Below are 19,128 nucleotides of genomic sequence, written 5' to 3' on the forward strand. Positions count from 1 at the left end.
AAAATCTGATTCCCAGCACGAATAAGAACTGTTGGCCCGGGCTCCAGCGGCACTGCGCCGCACCCAGACGCGAAGCAGGGCATACCCGAGGACATCCCCGTGAAAGAATACAAAGCCTTCCGCATCGAGCTGGCGGACAAGATCGCCCATGTGCAGATCAACCGTCCGGAAAAGCTCAACGCCATGAACGCCGACTTCTGGAAGGAAATCATCGATATCTTCCAGTGGGCCGATGAAACGGATGAAGTCCGTGTCGTCGTCCTCAGTGGCGCCGGCAAGCACTTCTCCGCCGGCATCGACCTTGCCCTGCTGGCCCAGGCCGCCAGCCACCTGGGCAAGGATGTCGGCCGCAACGCCCGGGCGCTGCGCAAGACCATCCTGCAGCTGCAGGGCTCCTTCAACGCCGTGGACAAGTGCAGCAAGCCGGTCCTCGCGGCTATCCAGGGCTACTGCATCGGCGGCGGCATCGACCTGATCTCCGCTTGCGACATGCGTTACTGCAGCGCCGACGCGCAGTTCTCCATCAAGGAAATCGACATGGGCATGGCGGCCGACGTCGGCACCCTGCAGCGCCTGCCGCGCCTGATCGGTGACGGCATCATGCGCGAACTGGCCTACACCGGGCGTAACGTCAATGCCGAGGAAGCCCAGCGCATCGGTCTGGTCAACAGCGTCTACGCCGACCACGCTTCGCTGTTCGATGGCGTGATGGAGCTGGCCCGGCAGATCGCCGCCAAGTCGCCGATCGCCATCCGCGGCACCAAGGAAATGATCGGCTACGCCCGCGACCACCGCGTCGAGGACGGCCTGGAATACATCGCCACCTGGAACGCCGCGATGCTGCAATCCGTCGACCTGCAGGCCGCCATGATGGCGCACATGAGCAAGAAGACCCCCGAGTTCGCCGATTGATGCCCGTTCACTCTTCTTGCGCGCAGGAGGCGCACTAGGCCGATGGTTACTGGAGCCACGTCCCTCAGTCTGGTCCGCGACGAGCTGTTCGCCACGATGGAGGAGGCCGAGCAGAATCTCGAGCACTTCATCGCCGAGCGTCAGAACGGCAGCCTGCTGCAACATTCCGTCGATTGCCTGAGCCAGATTCGCGGCACGCTGAATCTGATCGAGCTGGCCGGCGCCGAATTGCTGGCGCAGGAAGCGCTGGACCTGGCCACCGACATTCCCACCGGGGTCAGCGAAGACCGTGACGGCCAGCTGGCTGCGCTCGGCAATGCGCTCTACGTGCTGCGCCGCTACCTGGAAAACCTCGAAGCGCACCGCCAGGAAATCCCCGAGCTGCTGCTGCCGGCGATCAACGACGTGCGCCAGGCCGCCGGCCAGCCCGCGCTGCCGGAGAGCTTTTTCTTCAGCGCGCGCCTCGATCTGCCGCGCCCGCTGCGTGCTGTCTCCGTTCCCCAGGTGGAAGATTCGGCCCGTGAAGTCCGTCGTCTGCGGCAGATGTACCAGGTCGGCCTGGTGGGGCTGATCCGCGAACAGAATCTCTACCCGAGCCTCAAGCTCATGGGTCGCGCGCTGGGCAAGCTTGACGTGCTGCTGGGCAGTGCCGCGCGCACCCGCCTGTGCTGGGTAGGCGCCGGCGCGCTGGAAGCACTGGTCGACGCGCAGATGCTGCCACGCAAGACGCGCAAGCTGGTGTTCTCGCGCCTGGATCGCGAGCTCAAGCAACTGATCGCCAATCCGCAGTACGAAGCGCCGCGGCAGTTGCTCAAGGAACTGCTCTATCTCACCACGCTGGCCGACACCGGCGGCGTGCGCGCCACTGAGCTGCGCCAGGTGTTCGGCCTGGCACCGCTGCCGTTCACCGATCACCTGCTCGAAGACGAGTCGCAGCGCCTGTCCGGCCCCGGCCAGTCGGTGATGCGCTCGTTGTCGGTGGCGATCCGCGAGGAGCTCACAGCGGTCAAGGACCAGCTCGACCTGATCGAGCGCGGCGTGTCCCAGGCCGATGCGCTGGGCATCCTGCACACCCAGTTGGGCAAGCTGGCCAAGACCCTGGGCATGGTCGGCCTGAATTCTGCCGCCACTTCGCTGCAGCACCAGCATGGCGTGGTCGCCGGCTGGGTAGCCAAGGGCGCGGTGGACGATCCGGCTGCGCTCAACGCACTGGCCGACGCGCTGCTGTACGTCGAAAGCATGGTCGGCAACCTGGAGCGTGGCGAGCGCATGAGCGCGCGCCCGGCGCCGATGGGCGAGGACGATTCCTTCGCCGTGCACCAGCTTGCCGAAGCGCGCATCGTGGTGATCGATGAGGCCCAGTCGGGCCTGGCGCTGGCCAAGCGCGCGATCACCGCGTACCTGGAATCCAACGGCGACAAGCTGCACCTGGCCAACGTACCGATCAGCCTGCAGGCGGTGCGCGGCGGCCTGTGGTTCCTCGGCCAGGAGCGAGCGGCATTGCTCGTGGGTGCCTGTGCCGATTACATTCAGGGGCAGATGATCGAGACGACCCAGATGCCGTCCGAGCAGATGCTGGAAACCCTGGCGGATGCGCTGACCGGCCTGGAGTACTACCTGGAGGGTGGAGCGATGATGCGGCCTGAAGGCCAACCCGACGTCCTCGACGTCGCCAGCGAGAGCGTCAAGGCCCTCGGCCTGACGGTGGCCGCCTGATGCGTACCGGGCGTTGGCAATCCTCGATGTTCGAGGTGGCTGCGAACGGTGGCTGGGCGCTCGCCCACTGCCAGCAGCAGTTCCTCGCCGACAGCAACGGCGTGCTGTTCCCCCGTGACTGGCTCAAGCGCCAGGACCTCTCGGTACTGTCCGAGCATGCGGTGGGCGAGTTCGACGGCGAGCCGGTATACCTGCTGGAAGTCGAGCGTACCGATCCGCTGGAGGGCGCCAGCTGGATCGGCCTGCGCCAGTTCATGATGCAGGCCGAGGAAGACATCTTCGCCATGCTCGGCTTTGCCAGCCAGATCGGCATCTGGTGGCGGCAGAACCGCTTCTGCGGCAGCTGTGGCCAGCCCAGCCTGCGTATGCCCCGTGACCGCGCCATGCACTGTGAAAGCTGCGGCATCCAGCGCTACCCGCTGCTGTCGCCAAGCATGATCGTGCTGGTGACCCGTGGTGATGAAGTATTGCTGGCGCGTTCGCCGCGCTTCGTACCGGGGATGTACAGCACCTTGGCCGGCTTCGTCGAGCCGGGCGAGTCGGTGGAGCACTGCGTCGCTCGCGAAGTGCGCGAGGAGGTGGGCGTCGAGATCGGCAATATCCGCTACATGGGCAGCCAGCCCTGGCCGTTCCCGCATTCGCTGATGTTCGGCTACCACGCCGAGTACGTCAGCGGCGAGATCGTCATGCAGCCGGACGAGATCGAGGATGCCCGCTGGTTCCACGTCGATGAGCTGCCGCGCCTGCCGGCCGAGCGCTCCATCGCCCGCTATCTGATCGAGGTCTATCTGGCGCGCCGCGCCGGTCGTCCTGACCCCGTCCTGCCCGGCGGCGCCTGAGTCCAGGCGCCGTAGCGGTCGTTTTCAGGCGGCGGCAGTGAACCAGTGCTGCCAGGCCAGGCGCACGGTCAGCGCCAGCACCACCAGGATGAATACCGGACGGATGAACTTGGCGCCGCCGCCAATCGCCGTGCGTGCGCCGAAGTAGGCGCCGATCATCAGCGAACTGCCCATGCACAGGCCCATCAGCCAGACCACCTGACCGGAGGCGATGAATACCGCCAGCGCAACGATGTTGCTGACGAAGTTCATGCTGCGCGCCACACCGCTGGCACGTACCAGGTCCAGCGGATACATCAGCAGGCTGCTGACGGTCCAGAAGGCCCCGGTGCCAGGGCCGGCCACACCATCGTAGAAGCCCAGGCCGAGGCCCTGCGGCCATTGGCGGCGTTGGGCGATCTGCGGGTTGGCATCCAGCGGCGCTTCGGGTGTCTTGCCGAACAACAGGTACAGGCCGCAGCCGAATACCACTACCGGCAGCATGCGATTGAGCCATTCCGCTGGCATCAGGTGCGCGGCCCAGGCGCCGAGTGCCGCGCCGATGGCGGTAGCGATCAGGCCGTTGCGCCACTGGCGCGGCTGGAACAGTTTGCGCCGGTAGAAGGTGTAGCTGGCCACGGCGGCACCGAAGGTCGAGCTGAGCTTGTTGGTGCCCAGCGCCAGGTGCGGCGGGACGCCGGCGGTGAGCAGCGCGGGGATGGTCAGCAGGCCACCGCCACCGGCAATGGCGTCGATGAAGCCGGCGAGGAAGGCGACGCCGGCGAGAATGAGCAGGGTAGTTGGGTCTACGACGAGTTCGAAGGGCATGGGGTTCGCCTTGATCGGGGGCTCGTGGCGCCACTCTCTCGTAAAGAGTGCACGCGGGAAACGTTAACGGGCCCGAAAGCTGCGACGGTCTGGCTGGCCGCGCAGGTACGCGGTGCGCATAATGCCGGCATTTCTACGAGGAAGGAAATCATTCGATGCAGTACGACGGTCTGGCCTGGGTGGTTGCCTTCGTGGCGCTGTTGGCGCTGGTGGTAGCCGCCCGCATTCTGTTCGACCGTCACTGGTTCCTCGGCTGGTTGCGCGGTACGGCGGGGATGCTGTTCGTGGCTGTTGCCGTGCTGGTGGCGCTGGTGGCCTGGGACCTGCGCAGCTACGACCCGCTGCCGGCGGAGCGCCCGCTGGCGACCCTGAGCTTCCATAAGGTCGGTGAGCAGCGCTACGAGGTGACGCTGCTGCAGGGCAATGACGAGCGTCGCGTGGAGCTGGCCGGCGACCTCTGGCAACTGGATGCGCGGGTTCTGGAGTGGAAGGGGCTGGCGCGGCTGATCGGCATGGCGCCCGGTTATCGCTTGCAGGACCTTTCCGGCCGCTTCCTGGCGGTTGAGCAGCAGTCCCTTGGGCGCAAGGTGTCGCTGGTTTCCGATGCACCGGGAATCGATCTCTGGCGTTGGTTGCGCGATGGCCAGCACGATCTGCTGACTTTCGTGCCGAAAGCCGGGCGGGTGAATTATCTGCCAATGGCCGAGCAGGCTGTGTTTGCCGTGCGCTATGGCGCGGGCGGGCTGACCGCCGAGCCGATGAATGCGGCGGCGATCCAGGCGCTGAAGACCTGGCAATGACTGCTGTTGTGTAGGAGCGAGCTTGCTCGCGAGCCGATTCATGCCGGCGTTTTCGGGGGCGATGCGGTTCGCGAGCAAGCTCGCTCCTACGAAGAGCCATTCGTTCAGGCATGAAAAAGGGAGCCAACCGGCTCCCTTTCTCGTTTCCGCAATAGCGCTTAGGCGAGGAAACCGCCGTCCACGTTCAGCGTCACGCCGGTGGTGTAGCTGGAGGCATCGCTGGCGAGGTACAGCACGGCGCCGGCCATTTCGCTCGGGTCGGCCACGCGCTTGAGCGGGATGCGCTGCAGGGCGACATTGCGGATGGCGTCGTTGCTCACCAGCGCCGAGGCGAACTTGGTGTCGGTCAGGCCCGGCAGCAGGGCGTTGCAGCGGATGTTGAACTGCGCGCATTCCTTGGCGAAGACCTTGGTCATGCTGATCACCGCGGCCTTGGTCACCGAGTAGATGCCCTGGAACTCGCCCGGAGTGACGCCGTTGACCGAGGCGACGTTGATGATGCTGCCGCCACCGTTGGCCTTCATCAGCTTGCCGCCTTCGATGGACATGAAGTAGTAGCCGCGGATGTTCACGTCGACGGTCTTCTGGAAGGCCGACAGGTCGGTGTCCAGCACGTTGCAGAACTGCGGGTTGGTAGCGGCGTTGTTGACCAGGATATCCAGGCGGCCGAACTGCTCGCGGATCTGCGCGAAGACGGCCTGGATCTGCTCCATTTCACCGATGTGGCAGGCAATTGCGGTGGCCTTGCCGCCGGCAGCGACGATTTCGTCGGCCACGGCCTGGCAGCCGTCGATCTTGCGGCTGGAGACGATCACGTGGGCGCCCTGTTGGGCCAGCAGCTTGGCGATGGCCTCGCCGATGCCGCGGCTGGCGCCGGAAACGAAGGCGATCTTGCCGTCGAGGTCGAACAGTTGGGTCTTGGACATGGAAATTCTCCTTGTTTTGGGCCGCAAGAGTCGGCTGGCGACCGGTTGCGCGTCGGCCGTACTGCGTTGGACGCCGGACTCAGATGCTCATTTACCATCGGTAAACTCCGCTCTTCGTCCGGCTTCCGCCTTGTACGGCTCTGGCTCGCCAGGTCGGCAGTCGACTCTTACAGGCGGGACTTGCCGATGACCTGCAGGCTCACCTGTTCCAGCAGCTTGTTGGCGTGGATGAAGGTGGCGAAGCGCTTGTCCTGGGTCTGGCCGTGGAAGAAGCGGTAGTAGATCTGCTGCATGATGCCGGCCAGGCGGAACAGGCCGTAGGTGTAGTAGTAATCGAGGTTGTCGATCTGGATGCCGGCGCGCTCGGCGTAGTAGTCGGCGAACTGCTGGCGGGTGAGCATGCCCGGCTCGTGGCTGGGCTGGCGGCGCAGCATCTGCATCGGCTGTGGGTCGCCCGCTTCGATCCAGTAGGCGAGGGTGTTGCCCAGGTCCATCAGCGGGTCGCCGATGGTGGTCATCTCCCAGTCGAGCACGCCGATGATCTGCATCGGGTTGTTCGGGTCGAGGATGACGTTGTCGAAGCGGTAGTCGTTGTGGACGATGCCCGGCTTGTGGTGGTCGGCCGGCATCTTCTCGCGCAGCCACACCTTCACCTGTTCCCAGGCCGGCGCATCGGGGGTCAGGGACTTCTCGTAGCGATCGATCCAGCCGCCGATCTGGCGCTGCACGTAGCCCTCTGGCTTGCCCAGGTCACCCAGGCCACAGGCGTTGTAGTCGACGTTGTGCAGGTCGACGAACTTGTCGATGAAGCTCTTGCACAGCGCGGTGGTCTGCGGCGCGTCGAGGTTCAGTTCCCTGGGCAGGTCGCTGCGCAGGATGATGCCGTTGACCCGCTCCATGACGTAGAACTCGGCGCCGATCACCGATTCGTCGGTGCAGTAGGCGTACGCCTTGGGGCAGTAAGGGAAACCGTCCTTGAGCTGGTTCAGGATGCGGTATTCGCGGCCCATGTCGTGGGCGGACTTGGCCTTCTTGCCGAACGGCGGGCGGCGCAGGACCAGCTCCTGGTTGTCGTACTGGATCAGGTAGGTCAGGTTCGAGGCGCCGCCTGGGAACTGGCTGATGCGCGGCTGGCCCTGCAGGCCGGGAATGTGGTCCTTGAGGTAGCCGTCGATCACGGCGGCATCGAGTTCTTCACCTTCGCGGGAGCGGATGGTCTGGTCGGTCAACGACATGCTGGTCCCTTCTTGTACTGGGCTTGTACGGGTCATCGCACCGCAGCGAAAGCGGCGGGCAAGGGTGGCGCGCAAGGTGGCGTCGGGCTCTGGCCTGATGGGTTGCGGCAGAATCAGGCAGGGCAATGATGGCGCCGGATGATCATTGGCTAATCTAATGTCGACGCCTGCCGCTCACAAGCGCGGCGGGACGTTATTGGCGTCCGTGTTGCACCCCGATCAAGCTGCCTGATTCGCGTGCCAGAGCGGGGCGCAGGCATAAAAAAACCGGAGCCAGGGACTCCGGTTTTTCACGCTGCGCGGGCAGGTTCTCTCGGATCAGACCGGGAACAGTTCGCCCAGCTTCATCGCCAGCATCATGTCGCCTTCGGCGCGCAGCTTGCCGGCCATGAAGGCTTGCATGCCGTCGGTTTCGCCGCTGGTGATGCCCTTGAGGGTTTCGCTGTCCATGATCAGGGTGACGTTGGGGGACTCGGCGTCGCCCTGTACCACTTCGCAGGTACCGTCCTTGACGACCAGGTAGTGGTTGTCGCCGTCTTCGATGTTGAACTGGAACACCAGATCCAGGCCGGCGGCCGCGCTGGCGTTGAACTTGCTCTTCATGGTGGAAACGATGTCAGCAACACTCATGGTTCTATTCCTTTTCTAGGTTTTCTCGCGCGGCGCTCGGCGCCGCATTGGGCCGGTACTCAACGATAGGTGATGAGTTCCGGCGCCCTCAACAGTTCCAGATGCACGTGACTGTTGAAGGAAGCCAGGGCCACTTCGCTGCCGCGGAACTTCAGGCGGTTGAGCGAAGTGTTGACGATCTGCCAGTTGAGCTCGAAGGCGTTCAGCGCCGGAATCCCGGTGACCATCTGCAGGACGGCGGTGATGGTGCCGCCGGAGGTGAACACGCCGATGTTGTCCTTGCCGCTGGCCGACTCCAGCAGGCGCTTGAGGCCGCTGTGCACGGTATCGAGGAACTCGGCCCAACTGACCAGGCCGTCCTTGTCGTGGTCACCGGAAACCCAGCGGGCGATCACGGTGGAGAACAGGCGCTGGAATTCGGCGCGGTGGTCGGCGGCGTTGCGCATGATGTGCAGGGCCTGCGGTTCGATTTCCAGCAGGTCCGGCAGGTGCGCGCGGATCACCGCGTCGGCTTCGAATTCATTGAAGGCGGAATCGATTTCCAGGATGGGCGTGTCGATCCCCGCTTCGTTCAGCCGGCCCATTACCGCTTCGGCCGTATGGCGCTGGCGGCGCAGGTCGCCGGCAACGCAGCGATCGAAGCGCAGGCCGAGGCTGGCCAGGTGCTCGCCGAGAATTTCCGCCTGGCGCACACCGGTATCCGAGAGCACATCGTAGTCGTCGGCACCGAACGAAGCCTGGCCATGTCGAATCAGGTAGATGCTTCCCACGCGCAGTATCCCGGCAGGGCTGAAAGTTCCGGCGAGGTTATGAGGATCATCTGGGGCTGTCAACGAAAAAACATACGCTTGTTTGAATGCTATTCGCTGGACTGATACAGCGCTTTGCCAGCGCTGGTGGCGGGCCCGCGGCGTGGGTATGCTTGCGGGATTCACAGCGCTTGTCACGCGTGCGCGTACAGAATTGTAAAAGGGGATGTGAGTGGAGTTTCTAGCGGATTACGCGGGTTTCCTGGCCAAGACCTTCACCGTGGTAGTGGCCATCGTCATCGTCCTGGTGGTGATCGCCGCTCTGCGCGGCCGCGGCCGTCGCGGCGGCAGTGGGCACCTGGAGGTGCACAAGCTCAACGACTTCTACAAGGAACTGCGCGAGCGCCTGCAGCACAGCGTACTGGAGAAGGCCAAGCTCAAGGCCCTGCGCAAGTCCGAGGCGAAAACGCTGAAGGAAGCGAAAAAGAAGAAGGGCGGCGAGAAGAACCGTGTCTACGTGCTCGACTTCGATGGCGACATCAAGGCCACGGCCACCGAGCAGCTGCGCCATGAAGTGACTGCGCTGCTGACCCTGGCCACGCCGCGCGACGAAGTCGTGCTGCGCCTGGAAAGCGGCGGCGGCATGGTTCATGGCTACGGCCTGGCGGCCTCGCAACTGGCGCGCATCCGCCAGGCCGGCGTGCCGCTGACTGTCTGCGTCGACAAGGTCGCTGCCAGTGGCGGCTACATGATGGCCTGCATCGGCGAGCGCATCCTCTCCGCGCCTTTCGCCATCCTCGGCTCCATCGGCGTGGTGGCTCAGCTGCCCAACATCCACCGCCTGCTGAAGAAGCATGATGTCGATTTCGAAGTACTCACCGCGGGCGAGTACAAGCGCACCCTGACCGTGTTCGGCGAGAACACCGACAAGGGCCGCGAAAAATTCCAGGAAGACCTGGAGACTACCCACGAGCTGTTCAAGCGCTTCGTCGTCCACTACCGCCCGCAGCTGGCCATCGATGAGATCGCCACTGGCGAAGTCTGGCTGGGCCAGGCGGCGCTGGGCAAGAAACTGGTCGACGAGCTCAAGACCAGTGACGAATACCTGGCCGAACGCGCCCGCGAGGCGGATGTCTACCAGCTCAGTTACGTGCAGAAGAAGTCCATTCAGGAGCGCTTCGGCGTGGGCGTCAGCGGCGTGATCGATCGCGTGCTGGTGACCTGGTGGGACCGCCTGGGCCGCAGCCGTTTCTGGCAGTGACTCTTCTGGCAATGATTGGGCGTCGGGCGCCGGGATCGCGCCCGTTTATCGAATTCGAAAGAGGAGGGTCGAGATGAGTGCATTCAAGGCGTTGTGGGTCACGGAGAGCGCGCACGGCGTGCATGACCTGCAGGTGGCCGAGCGGCAGGTTGCCGATCTGCCGGCGGGTGAAGTGCTGGTGCGGGTGAAGTATTCCTCGCTGAACTACAAGGATGCGCTGTCTGCCAGCGGCAACCGAGGTGTCACCCGCAAGTACCCGCACACTCCCGGCATCGACGCCGCTGGCGTGGTGGAAGAGTCCTCGGTGGGCGAATTCGCCGCCGGCGATGAAGTCATCGTCACCGGCTACGACCTGGGCATGAATACGCCGGGCGGCTTCGGCCAGTACATCCGCGTGCCCGCGGCCTGGCTGATCAAGCGCCCGCAAGGCCTGTCGCTGCGCGAATCGATGATCCTCGGCACCGCCGGCCTGACCGCCGCGCTTTGCGTCGACAAGCTCGAGCGCGCCGGCCTGACGCCGTCCGCCGGCCCTATCCTGGTCACTGGCGCCACCGGCGGCGTGGGCAGCATCGCGGTGATGCTGCTGGCGCAACTGGGCTACACCGTGGCTGCCGCCACCGGCAAGCTGGAACAGGCCGAGTTGCTGAACCGCCTGGGCGCGCGGCAGATCCTCGACCGTGCCACCGTCTCCGATGGCGTCGACAAGCCGCTGCTGCGCGAGCAGTGGGCCGGCGCGGTGGACACCGTGGGCGGCGACATCCTGTTCAACGTGGTCAAGTCGCTGCAGTACGGCGGCAGCGTCGCCTGCTGCGGCCTGACCGCCGGCGCCGCCTTCAAGGCCACCGTGCTGCCGTTCATCCTGCGCGGCGTGAACCTGCTGGGCGTGGACTCGGTGGAGCTGCCGCTGGTGGTCAAGGCTTCCATGTGGGACAAGCTGTCCCTGCAATGGAAGCTCGACAACCTCGAAGCGGCAGTCCGCGAGGTCAAGCTCGACGACCTGCCGGCCGCCATCCACCAGATCCTGGCCGGCAAGCTGGTCGGCCGGGTGCTAGTGAATCTGGATTGAGATGATGTAGGAAGGGGCTCGCATGGGCTCCTTTTGTTCCGCTGGGGCAGGGAGGCCTCGGAATGGGGTGGAAAACCGTATGCTTTGGTGACGAGCGCCCTTCGAAATCGCGCTGGCTTTTTCTATCTGGCACATGGTTGATGTTGGTTGCCTTCGGATATGCGGCCTTCACCGATTTCGTTCCAACGCACTATTGGCGCACTTCCGGCACTTACATCGCCAGTGGCATCACCACTATCACGGTGTTGTTCTATTACGCGCATCTGGCCAGGAATGGTTTTGCGCCTCAGGCTTCCACTCTTCTGCGGAAGTCTCTAGTGGTCATATCCCTTCCATTGCTGGTGTTGTTCATGGTGAGGGTGGCGGTGGTGCATAGCGTGGGGGACGTCTATTCGCGATTCGTCGGGCAGTCGGCGGAAATCGAAGCCGTCATGGTAAAGGACCACTTTCACAGTCGCCGGGGCTGCGACTACCGGCTGGAGGGGGCGGTGCTGGATGGTTCGCTGTCTGGATACCTTTGCGTCGATCCAGTGCGGTTCACCGACTTGCCGCCGAGCGCGCCGTACCGGCTCGTCGGGAAGTCGTCATTGCTGGGTTTTCACATTGACGAGATAAGAGTGTCCAGCGCAGAACGGACAGTCTCTGCGCTGGAAGACTTGCTTCCTTGATTGGTCCCGGTGTCAGCCCAGGTCCGGCAATAGGTAATCCGCCCACAGCGAATCGGCGAACTGGCTTCTGAAGAAGCCGAAGTGGCCGATGCGCTTCACGCCGATATCTTCCGGCGCGATTCTCTTCAGCGTCTTCGGCGAGCCACGGTAGAAACCGTGCAGCGACTCGGTATTGCGCCCGGACATCATCTCATCGTCGGTGAAGGAGATCGACGTGATGGGTGTGCTCACCGAGGAGTACGCCTCGCGCACCGCGCCGCCTTCCGCGCCCACCGAGTACTCGGGGTCCAGGCACCAGCGCCGCCATTGCTCGATCACTCCGCGCGGCAGGTCGCCGACCACGCCCAGGCGCTTGCCGGGGAAGTAGCCCAGCAGCGGCGTTATCGTCGGCGCCAGCAGGTACCAGAGCAGCCAGGCCTTGTGCCGCAGGCCCTTGGTGTTCTCGCGCCAGTAGCCGCTGCCGGTGGCGATGGTGAAGGCGCGGTGGATGCGCTCGGTGCCGCGCACGAAGGGCAGTATCTGCCCGCCGAGGCTATGACCGATCCAGAACACCGGCAGCTCGCCGGCGGCCTCGACCACGGCGTCGAGCATCGCACTGCAATCGTGATTGCCCCAGGCGAGGATGTCGACGTCCAGGTTACGCAGGTGGCCGGCGCGGGACTTGCCCATGCCGACGTAGTCGAAGGTCACGGTCAGGTAGCCGCGCTCGGCCAGCCAGTTGGCGAAGGCCGTGTAGAAGCGCTGCTCGACGCCCATGGCGGGAACGATCAGCACCGCTCCGCGTGCTTCTCCGGGTGGGTAGTACCAGTGGCTGGACAGGCTGTGGCCGTCGCCATTGTCCAGTGGACGAGGGAGCGGGGTGATCATGGCGCGGTCCCTCAGGCCTGGCTGATGTACATGGTGATGTCGGCGCGGAAGACCTTCTTGTCGCCGACGTAGGCAAGCACCGGGACGATGACGTCGCCTTCCTGGTTCCAGTCCACGGCACGGCCATCGGCCACGGCGCGTACGTCACCGTCGGCCTTGGCCAGGTATTCCACGGTCATGCCGCGGGGAATCCAGCGGCGGCCCTTGGGGATCGACACGTCGGTCATGGTCCCGGCGGCCAGTTCGGCGGCGTTGCACAGGGCGATGGCGTGCACGGTGCCGATGTGGTTGAGCACCTCGCGGCGCTTGGGGAAGGTCACTTCCGCATAGCCTGGGCGCAGCTCGACGAACTGCGGGGCGATGCTGGCGAAGTAGGGGGCAACCTGGCCGATCATGGCGCTGAACTGCGCGGGGCCGGCCTGCTGGTACATTTGCATCATCTGACTCATGGCAACTCCGGGGGCAAAGCGGATTGAAGATGGATGCGCGCCCAGGCAGTATACGAAGACTAGAAATTAATTCTAGAAAAATATTCTAGAATTCTGTTCGAGCGGTTTTTCCAACAGGAACCCCATGGCCCGACCTTCCCGCAAAGACGACATCCTCCAGGCCGCGCTGGCCTGCTTCAGCGAATCCGGCGTGGACGCCACCACCATCGAGATGATCCGCGACCGCTCCGGTGCCAGCATCGGCAGCCTGTATCACCACTACGGCAACAAGGAACGGATCATCGGCGCGCTGTACCTCACCGGCGTCGGCCAGTACGCGGCGCTGCTCGATGCCGGCATCGAGGAGGGCATGAGCGCGGAGGCCTGTGTGAAGCTGTTCGTCACCTGCTACGTCGACTGGGTGGCGGCCAATCCGCAGTGGGCGCGTTTCATCCTGCACAGCCGCGGCCGTGTCGAGGCGGGAGAGGTGGGCGAGGCGTTGCGCGAGGCCAACCGCGAGCAGGGGCGGCGCATCGCCGGGCTGCTTGCCGAGCACCGCAAGGCTGGCGCTTTCAAGGAGCTGGCGCCGGAGCTGTTCAATTCGGTGGTGATTGGCCCAAGCCAGGACTACGCGCGCAACTGGCTGGCCGGGCGCACGCGGGTGGACCTGATCGATTGCCGGGATCAGCTGGCGCAGATTGCCTGGGAGAGCGTGCGGGCCTGAGTTGGGTGCACAGGAGCTGAGGCGTGAAGCCTGTAGGAGCGAGCTTGCTCGCGAACGGTGTTCCCGGCAGCTGCGGTGCTGGATCGGTTCGCGAGCAAGCTCGCTCCTGTGAAGGGCCGTAGGGCGGATAACCTGGAACAGGTTATCCGCCGTCCCCCTGCTGGCGGATAACGCTGGCGCGTTATGCGCCCTACGAGAAATGCGCCGTGCAGAATTGAAAAAGCCCCGCGATGCGGGGCTTTTTCATGCCGTTGAAGCAGTCGGCCGGATCAGGCCAGCTGGCGGCGACGGAACAGCGGTTGCGGCTGGGTCACCGAGGTCTGGTAGACCTCGCTGAAGTCGTCCAGGCCAGCCAGCGCCGCTTGCGGGTCGCGGTCGGCGCGGATGGCGTAGGCGTCGAAGCCGCAGCTCTGCATGAAGAACAACTGGTCGCGCAGTACATCGCCGATGGCGCGCACTTCGCCCTTGTAGCCGTAGCGCTCGCGCAGCAGGCGCGCGGTGCTGAAGCCGCGGCCGTCGGTGAAGGCGGGGAAGTTCACGGCGATGACCTTGAACTTGTCCAGGTCGCCGGCGATGGCTTCGGGCTCTTCGTCCGCATCCAGCCAAACGCCCAGGCCGCCGTCGCGACCGCGCAGGGCCGGGCCGTGTTCCAGCCACAGGTTCAGCGGGATGATCACGTCGTCGCAGTTGGGCACTGTCTCGAGGGTCGCGTCCTTGGGCAGCAGGTGCCAGCGGTCGTCGACGACCTCGCGGTGCTTAATGATTCGCTGCATATACGCGCTCCTTGAAGGGGTCGATGCCGATGCGACGGTAGGTATCGAGGAAACGTTCCTCTTCGGTGCGCTGTTCCACGTAGACGTTGATGATCTTCTCGATCACGTCGGCCATCTGCTCCTGGGCGAAGGACGGGCCGAGGATCTGCGCGAGGCTGGCCTCACGGCTGGCGCTGCCGCCGAGGGAGACCTGATAGAACTCCTCGCCCTTCTTGTCCACGCCGAGGATGCCGATGTGGCCCACGTGGTGGTGGCCGCAGGCGTTCATGCAGCCGGAGATGTTCAGGTCGAGATCGCCGATGTCGAACAGGTAGTCGAGATCGTCGAAACGACGCTGGATGGCTTCGGCCACCGGCAGCGACTTGGCGTTGGCCAGGGAGCAGAAGTCGCCGCCCGGGCAGCAGATCAGGTCGGTCAGCAGGCCCACGTTCGGGGTAGCGAAACCGTTCTCGCGCAGTTCGCCCCAGAGGGTGAACAGCTGCGCCTGCTCGACGTCGGCGAGGATGATGTTCTGGTTATGGCTGTTGCGCACTTCGCCGAAGCTGTAGCGGTCGGCGAGATCGGCGACTGCGTCCAGTTGCTTGTCGGTGATGTCGCCAGGCGCCACGCCGGTGGGCTTGAGCGACAGGGTCACGGCGACGTAGCCGGGCTTCTTGTGGGCGAAGGTGTTGCGGCTGCGCCAGCGGGCGAAGCCGGGATTCTCGGCGTCCAGCTGGGCGAGGGCGGCGTCCTGGTCTTCCAGGGCCTGGTAGGCCGGATCGACGAAGTGCGCGGCTACGCGCTGCAGTTCGGCGTCGGTCAGGGTGCTCGGGCCGTCCTTCAGGTGCGCCCATTCGGCGTCGACCTTCTGGGCGAAGACTTCCGGCGTCAGCGCCTTGACCAGGATCTTGATGCGCGCCTTGTACTTGTTGTCCCGACGGCCATAGCGGTTGTACACGCGCAGGATGGCGTCCAGGTAGGACAGCAGGTGCTGCCAGGGCAGGAATTCATTGATGAAGCTGCCGACGATCGGGGTACGGCCCAGGCCGCCGCCGACGGAGACGCGGAAGCCCAGTTCGCCGGCTTCGTTCTGCACTGCTTCCAGGCCGATGTCGTGCACCTCGATGGCGGCGCGGTCGCTCACGGCGCCGTTGACGGCGATCTTGAACTTGCGCGGCAGGTGGGCGAATTCGGGGTGGAAGGTCGACCACTGGCGGATGATCTCGCACCAGGGGCGCGGATCGACGAGTTCGTCACGGGCGACGCCGGCGAACTGGTCGGTGGTGGTGTTGCGGATGCAGTTGCCGCTGGTCTGGATCGCGTGCATCTGCACGGTGGCCAGCTCGGCGAGGATTTCCGGCACGTCTTCCAGTTCCGGCCAGTTGTACTGGACGTTCTGGCGGGTGCTGATGTGGGCGTAGCCCTTGTCGTAGTCGCGGGCGATCTGCGCCAGCTTGCGAACCTGCCGGGAGGACAGCAGGCCGTAAGGCACAGCCACTCGCAGCATGGGCGCGTAGCGCTGGATGTACAGGCCATTCTGCAGACGCAGCGGGCGGAATTCCTCGCCGGTCAGTTCGCCCGCCAGGTAACGGTGGGTCTGATCGCGGAACTGCTTGACGCGATCTTCTACGATCCTCTGATCGTATTCGTCATATACGTACATGAATCATCCTGCTGTCAGGCTATAGCGCTCAGGGCGTACTGCGTTTCCCAGCGCGCACGGCAACGCGCTCCACGCGGAGTGGGGCGCACGATACCAGTTCGGGAATATGCGCAAAAGTGATGTTTGAGTATATGGCGAGAACTTTCGGATCTAAGCCGCGCCAGGCCTGAGGCTCAGGCGGGGCGGGGGCTTGCGCCGGTAGGTAGGGTCGCCGTTGCGGCGCTGCCCTTTATATCCATTTCAAACGGCAGCGACGCAGTTGTCTGTCGATCAGGCGTCGCGGCCGTGGGCGGCGTCGCGCAGTTGCGAGGTGTCGACGCGGACGAAGATCGAGTCGCCGACGCAGGTCAGCACATCACCGGCATAGACCTCGCAGATGATCCGGCTCTTGCGGCCGACCTCGCCTTCCACATGGGCCTTGAGGGTCAGTGGCACGCCCATGGGCGTCGGCTTGATGTACTTGATGCCGAGGTTGCCGGTGACGCAGTCGATACGCGGCAGGCTGCCCGGCTCGCGGCCCTCGGCGCGGTAGTGATAGGCCATGGCGGTCCAGTTCGAGTGGCAGTCCACCAGCATGGCGATCAGGCCGCCGTAGACCAGTTCCGGCCAGCCGCAGTACTTGGCTTCGGGCAGGTGCTCGGCGACGACGTGAATGCCGTCCTCGTGCCAGCGGCTCTTGATGTGCAGCCCGTGCGGGTTGCTGCCGCCGCAGCCGTAGCAGATGCCTTCCGGTGCGACCCGGTCCTGCAGCGAATCGGGAGTTGGCAGTGAATCGATTTGCATGGCCCTTCCTTGTTCTTGTCATCTTTGCGTGTCGGGGACGCAGCCTAACGGCATTCGCCCGGACGCGAAAAGGGCGGGCTTGCTTGAGAGGAGGGCTGGGCTGGTCTTAACTCTCGCCTGTGGTCCTTCAGCCAATAACGAGAAGATGGGGGAAGCATGAGCGAAGAAACGTCCAACAAGACCAGCGACAGCGTCGTCGATGCCCGCGCCGCATTCATCCTGATCCTGCTGGTGGTTGCGACCGCCGTGTTCTGGGTCAGCCACCAGTGACAGCGGTGCCGGCGGGTCGTCCTGCGGCCCGCCTGGTACCTCCTTCCTCGGCTGGCCTCTACAGGCCGGCGAAATGCAGCACCAGTTGCACCAGCCCGTAGAGCAGCAGCACGAAGATCAGCGTGAAGAGAATGCCCATGGCGATGAAGTGGCTCGGCTTGCCGTGGGTGAAGTCGCGCGCGCGGTTGCGCCCGCTCTGCACGCCGAAGGCCGCGGCCAGTACGCTGTGGAGCATCTGCCAGAAAGTCGGCGGCTTGTTCTGTTGCTCGTCCATCGTTCATCCTCCTTTTGCCTGCAAGCCTAGCTCCTGACGGAGCTGGCGCTAGAGTTCGATCTGCGTCCACTGGCGCTTCTGCCACATCACCGCGAAGATCGCCGAGGCCAGCCCGCGCTGCAGAATCTGCATGCTCCAGATCGCCAGCAGGCCGCCGCCCAGTACCGGGCCGACCAGGTAGGCCAGTGGCAGGAAGAACAGCCACTGATTGCCCAGGCTGACCGCCATCACCGTGCGCACGGCCCCCGCGCCCAGCAGCGCCTGAGTCAGCACCAGCGCCGTGGCGTCGATCACCATGCCCATGCCGGTCAGCATCAGTGGCATCCGGCCCAGTTCGATCAGCGCAGGGTCGCTGACGAACAGCCGCAGGATGGCCTCGGGGAATATCCAGAACGGCGCCCCCAGCAGCGCCAGCCCGCAGGCCGCCACCTTCACCACGTCCCAGCCCCAGCGGTGCGCGCTGTCGAAGTCGCGCTCGCCCATGCTCTGGCTGACCAGGGTGGTTGCCGCCATGCCCAGGCCGACGCCGGGGAGGATCAGGAACAGCGCCAGGTTGATCAGCACGTGGGCCACGGCCAGTTCGCGGGTGCCGACCTGGGCGATGATCCAGAACAGCAGGGTGATGCCGGCGGCGAAGAAGAACTGCTGCAGCGAGTTGGGCAGCGACAGGCGCAACAGCGTGCGGATATCCCGCTCGCTCGGCAGGCGCGGGTGGCAGCCCTGGGAGCGGGTATCGCGCCAGGTGATCCAGGCGTAGATCAGTGAGCCGATGTACAACGCCAGCGTGGTGCCCAGGCCGCTGCCTACCGCGCCCATGCGCGGCAGGCCGAACAGGCCGTGGATCAGGCTGTAGCTGATCGCCGCATTGGCCAGGTGCATCACCACCAGGGTGCGCATGTACATGCCGGAGCGCCGGGTACCGTTCCAGTAGCCACGGAAGGAGAAGTTCAGGCCGACCGCGAGCACCGACAGCGCGCGCCACTCGAAGTAGGGGATGCCGACTGCCAGCACGTCGGGATCGCTGGACAGGGCCCGGATGATTGGCTCGGCGCACAGCAGGCAGATCAGTGTGATCGGCAGCGACAGGCCCAGCGCCACCAGCAGCCCGCAGTTCAACGGCGCGGCCAGTTCATCGTTGCGGCCTTCGCCTCGGCGGCGCGCTACCAGCGCCTGCACGCCGGCGCCCAGGCCCATCACCAGGGAAATGGCGACGAAGTTGGCGTAGCTGCCGATGCCGACCCCGGCCAGGGACTTCTCCCCAAGGTGGCCGACCATGGCGGCATCCACCAGGTTGAGCAGGCTCTGGCTGAGCATGCCGCCGATGATCGGCAGGCCCAGGCTGAGAATGTTCTGGAACCGCTGGCGCTCTAGCATGGCGTCTCGGGGCAGTGAATTCCGGCTTGTTGTGGACATCTGGCGGGCCGTGCCGGTGGGGCGCCGCTGTGGGAAATCCTAGCCGAAGGGCAGGCTTCCTGCTCCCTTTTGGGGCGGAATATGCCTACGAACATTGCGAAGTTGTTCCGGTGATATTTCCGATGTTTGTGTGAGGTGCGTCACGTTTTTTCGGCTTGGCGAACGAAAGCGGCGTACTACGCTGAAATTCAATTGACCAGGGCAAACCTGTGCGAAAGCCAGGGACGCAAAGCCACCGATCTAACGCCCGCAAGGGCCATGACCGCGGGGTTGCCAAGCAGGCCGGACGTTCGTCCGCGCCCTCTGCGAGCTTGTGCTCGGCATCCGCCAACGTCCCGGTGAGCC

The 19,128-nt window shown here is 64.8% G+C and carries 20 protein-coding genes and 1 riboswitch; of the genes, 8 read left to right on the top strand and 12 right to left on the bottom strand.

Annotation, left to right across the window (positions count from 1 at the left end; all coding sequences use genetic code 11):
- Positions 1 to 99 precede the first annotated feature (99 nt).
- From N5C91_RS13680 to nudC, 3 genes are read left to right on the top strand one after another with little or no spacing between them, the layout of a single operon-like run.
- Positions 100 to 912 carry a crotonase/enoyl-CoA hydratase family protein gene (locus tag N5C91_RS13680; protein WP_279830114.1) on the top strand — a complete coding sequence of 271 codons (813 nt, stop codon included), beginning with the start codon at positions 100 to 102 and terminating at the stop codon, positions 910 to 912.
- Between the two features lie 42 nt (positions 913 to 954).
- Positions 955 to 2,628, top strand: a complete 1,674-nt coding sequence (locus N5C91_RS13685; protein WP_279830115.1) for a ferrous iron transporter B — start codon at positions 955 to 957, stop codon at positions 2,626 to 2,628.
- The gene (gene nudC / locus N5C91_RS13690; RefSeq protein ID WP_279830116.1) at positions 2,628 to 3,467 is read left to right on the top strand and encodes an NAD(+) diphosphatase; all 840 of its coding nucleotides are present in this window, start codon (positions 2,628 to 2,630) and stop codon (positions 3,465 to 3,467) included. Before N5C91_RS13685 ends, nudC begins: the two co-directional genes overlap by 1 nt.
- A 24-nt stretch (positions 3,468 to 3,491) precedes the next feature.
- On the opposite strand, the gene N5C91_RS13695 is transcribed toward nudC, so the two are convergent.
- Positions 3,492 to 4,274: a TSUP family transporter gene (locus N5C91_RS13695; protein WP_236175151.1), complete on the bottom strand. Its 783-nt coding sequence runs from the start codon at positions 4,272 to 4,274 to the stop codon at positions 3,492 to 3,494.
- A 155-nt stretch (positions 4,275 to 4,429) separates the two neighbouring features.
- Between N5C91_RS13695 and N5C91_RS13700 the strand changes: the two genes are divergently transcribed.
- Positions 4,430 to 5,074, top strand: coding sequence for a hypothetical protein (locus N5C91_RS13700; protein ID WP_279830117.1), 645 nt, complete (start codon positions 4,430 to 4,432; stop codon positions 5,072 to 5,074).
- Positions 5,075 to 5,232: 158 nt separating this feature from the next.
- On the opposite strand, the gene N5C91_RS13705 is transcribed toward N5C91_RS13700, so the two are convergent.
- The 4 genes from N5C91_RS13705 to N5C91_RS13720 form a co-directional block, all read right to left on the bottom strand.
- A complete protein-coding gene (locus tag N5C91_RS13705) occupies positions 5,233 to 6,000 on the bottom strand; it encodes an SDR family oxidoreductase (RefSeq protein WP_024763300.1) in 768 nt (255 codons plus the stop codon).
- A gap of 167 nt (positions 6,001 to 6,167) precedes the next feature.
- Positions 6,168 to 7,235, bottom strand: a complete 1,068-nt coding sequence (locus N5C91_RS13710) for a phosphotransferase family protein (protein WP_236175148.1) — start codon at positions 7,233 to 7,235, stop codon at positions 6,168 to 6,170.
- 318 nt (positions 7,236 to 7,553) lie between these two features.
- Positions 7,554 to 7,865 carry an SCP2 sterol-binding domain-containing protein gene (locus N5C91_RS13715; RefSeq protein WP_017519529.1) on the bottom strand — a complete coding sequence of 104 codons (312 nt, stop codon included), beginning with the start codon at positions 7,863 to 7,865 and terminating at the stop codon, positions 7,554 to 7,556.
- Positions 7,866 to 7,924: 59 nt separating this feature from the next.
- A complete protein-coding gene (locus N5C91_RS13720) occupies positions 7,925 to 8,635 on the bottom strand; it encodes a phosphoglycerate mutase family protein (protein WP_279830118.1) in 711 nt (236 codons plus the stop codon).
- A 211-nt stretch (positions 8,636 to 8,846) separates the two neighbouring features.
- Between N5C91_RS13720 and sohB the strand changes: the two genes are divergently transcribed.
- The 3 genes from sohB (at position 8,847) to N5C91_RS13735 (ending at position 11,609) form a co-directional block, all read left to right on the top strand.
- A complete protein-coding gene (gene sohB / locus N5C91_RS13725) occupies positions 8,847 to 9,875 on the top strand; it encodes a protease SohB (RefSeq protein WP_279830119.1) in 1,029 nt (342 codons plus the stop codon).
- Between the two features lie 73 nt (positions 9,876 to 9,948).
- A complete protein-coding gene (locus N5C91_RS13730) occupies positions 9,949 to 10,941 on the top strand; it encodes a YhdH/YhfP family quinone oxidoreductase (protein WP_054907709.1) in 993 nt (330 codons plus the stop codon).
- A 62-nt stretch (positions 10,942 to 11,003) separates the two neighbouring features.
- Positions 11,004 to 11,609: a hypothetical protein gene (locus tag N5C91_RS13735; protein WP_279830120.1), complete on the top strand. Its 606-nt coding sequence runs from the start codon at positions 11,004 to 11,006 to the stop codon at positions 11,607 to 11,609.
- Positions 11,610 to 11,621: 12 nt separating this feature from the next.
- On the opposite strand, the gene N5C91_RS13740 is transcribed toward N5C91_RS13735, so the two are convergent.
- Both N5C91_RS13740 and N5C91_RS13745 read right to left on the bottom strand, forming a co-directional pair.
- Complete coding sequence (locus tag N5C91_RS13740) at positions 11,622 to 12,476, bottom strand: alpha/beta fold hydrolase (RefSeq protein ID WP_279830121.1); 855 nt, start codon at positions 12,474 to 12,476, stop codon at positions 11,622 to 11,624.
- A gap of 11 nt (positions 12,477 to 12,487) precedes the next feature.
- Positions 12,488 to 12,925: a hotdog fold domain-containing protein gene (locus N5C91_RS13745; protein ID WP_024763305.1), complete on the bottom strand. Its 438-nt coding sequence runs from the start codon at positions 12,923 to 12,925 to the stop codon at positions 12,488 to 12,490.
- 124 nt (positions 12,926 to 13,049) lie between these two features.
- Here N5C91_RS13745 and N5C91_RS13750 point away from each other — a divergent pair, with 124 nt between their 5' ends.
- Positions 13,050 to 13,628, top strand: coding sequence for a TetR/AcrR family transcriptional regulator (locus N5C91_RS13750; RefSeq protein ID WP_279830122.1), 579 nt, complete (start codon positions 13,050 to 13,052; stop codon positions 13,626 to 13,628).
- A gap of 269 nt (positions 13,629 to 13,897) precedes the next feature.
- On the opposite strand, the gene N5C91_RS13755 is transcribed toward N5C91_RS13750, so the two are convergent.
- The 5 genes from N5C91_RS13755 to N5C91_RS13775 form a co-directional block, all read right to left on the bottom strand.
- The gene (locus tag N5C91_RS13755) at positions 13,898 to 14,401 is read right to left on the bottom strand and encodes a DUF934 domain-containing protein (RefSeq protein ID WP_279830123.1); all 504 of its coding nucleotides are present in this window, start codon (positions 14,399 to 14,401) and stop codon (positions 13,898 to 13,900) included.
- Positions 14,385 to 16,043, bottom strand: coding sequence for a nitrite/sulfite reductase (locus N5C91_RS13760; protein ID WP_236199764.1), 1,659 nt, complete (start codon positions 16,041 to 16,043; stop codon positions 14,385 to 14,387). The genes N5C91_RS13755 and N5C91_RS13760 overlap by 17 nt, the downstream gene beginning before the upstream one ends.
- A gap of 270 nt (positions 16,044 to 16,313) precedes the next feature.
- Positions 16,314 to 16,826, bottom strand: a complete 513-nt coding sequence (locus N5C91_RS13765) for a PaaI family thioesterase (RefSeq protein WP_279830124.1) — start codon at positions 16,824 to 16,826, stop codon at positions 16,314 to 16,316.
- 328 nt (positions 16,827 to 17,154) lie between these two features.
- On the bottom strand, positions 17,155 to 17,370 hold the full coding sequence (locus N5C91_RS13770) for a DUF2970 domain-containing protein (protein WP_024763310.1): 216 nt from the start codon (positions 17,368 to 17,370) through the stop codon (positions 17,155 to 17,157).
- A 48-nt stretch (positions 17,371 to 17,418) separates the two neighbouring features.
- Complete coding sequence (locus tag N5C91_RS13775; protein ID WP_236199766.1) at positions 17,419 to 18,744, bottom strand: MATE family efflux transporter; 1,326 nt, start codon at positions 18,742 to 18,744, stop codon at positions 17,419 to 17,421.
- A gap of 229 nt (positions 18,745 to 18,973) precedes the next feature.
- A riboswitch (cyclic di-GMP riboswitch) is annotated at positions 18,974 to 19,061 on the top strand.
- Positions 19,062 to 19,128: the final 67 nt, after the last annotated feature.

The organism is Pseudomonas sp. GD03903 (genome assembly GCF_029840045.1).
GTDB lineage: Bacteria > Pseudomonadota > Gammaproteobacteria > Pseudomonadales > Pseudomonadaceae > Pseudomonas > Pseudomonas pseudonitroreducens.

What these genes read in the sequence shown, in the direction of transcription:
- N5C91_RS13685 (WP_279830115.1), top strand. Translation starts at nt 955, where the DNA reads ATGGTTACTGGAGCCACGTCCCTCAGTCTGGTCCGCGACGAGCTGTTC.
- nudC (WP_279830116.1), top strand. Translation starts at nt 2,628, where the DNA reads ATGCGTACCGGGCGTTGGCAATCCTCGATGTTCGAGGTGGCTGCGAAC.
- N5C91_RS13695 (WP_236175151.1), bottom strand. Translation starts at nt 4,274, where the DNA reads ATGCCCTTCGAACTCGTCGTAGACCCAACTACCCTGCTCATTCTCGCC.
- N5C91_RS13700 (WP_279830117.1), top strand. Translation starts at nt 4,430, where the DNA reads ATGCAGTACGACGGTCTGGCCTGGGTGGTTGCCTTCGTGGCGCTGTTG.
- N5C91_RS13705 (WP_024763300.1), bottom strand. Translation starts at nt 6,000, where the DNA reads ATGTCCAAGACCCAACTGTTCGACCTCGACGGCAAGATCGCCTTCGTT.
- N5C91_RS13710 (WP_236175148.1), bottom strand. Translation starts at nt 7,235, where the DNA reads ATGTCGTTGACCGACCAGACCATCCGCTCCCGCGAAGGTGAAGAACTC.
- N5C91_RS13715 (WP_017519529.1), bottom strand. Translation starts at nt 7,865, where the DNA reads ATGAGTGTTGCTGACATCGTTTCCACCATGAAGAGCAAGTTCAACGCC.
- N5C91_RS13730 (WP_054907709.1), top strand. Translation starts at nt 9,949, where the DNA reads ATGAGTGCATTCAAGGCGTTGTGGGTCACGGAGAGCGCGCACGGCGTG.
- N5C91_RS13735 (WP_279830120.1), top strand. Translation starts at nt 11,004, where the DNA reads ATGGGGTGGAAAACCGTATGCTTTGGTGACGAGCGCCCTTCGAAATCG.
- N5C91_RS13740 (WP_279830121.1), bottom strand. Translation starts at nt 12,476, where the DNA reads ATGATCACCCCGCTCCCTCGTCCACTGGACAATGGCGACGGCCACAGC.
- N5C91_RS13745 (WP_024763305.1), bottom strand. Translation starts at nt 12,925, where the DNA reads ATGAGTCAGATGATGCAAATGTACCAGCAGGCCGGCCCCGCGCAGTTC.
- N5C91_RS13750 (WP_279830122.1), top strand. Translation starts at nt 13,050, where the DNA reads ATGGCCCGACCTTCCCGCAAAGACGACATCCTCCAGGCCGCGCTGGCC.
- N5C91_RS13755 (WP_279830123.1), bottom strand. Translation starts at nt 14,401, where the DNA reads ATGCAGCGAATCATTAAGCACCGCGAGGTCGTCGACGACCGCTGGCAC.
- N5C91_RS13760 (WP_236199764.1), bottom strand. Translation starts at nt 16,043, where the DNA reads ATGTACGTATATGACGAATACGATCAGAGGATCGTAGAAGATCGCGTC.
- N5C91_RS13765 (WP_279830124.1), bottom strand. Translation starts at nt 16,826, where the DNA reads ATGCAAATCGATTCACTGCCAACTCCCGATTCGCTGCAGGACCGGGTC.
- N5C91_RS13770 (WP_024763310.1), bottom strand. Translation starts at nt 17,370, where the DNA reads ATGGACGAGCAACAGAACAAGCCGCCGACTTTCTGGCAGATGCTCCAC.
- N5C91_RS13775 (WP_236199766.1), bottom strand. Translation starts at nt 18,744, where the DNA reads ATGCTAGAGCGCCAGCGGTTCCAGAACATTCTCAGCCTGGGCCTGCCG.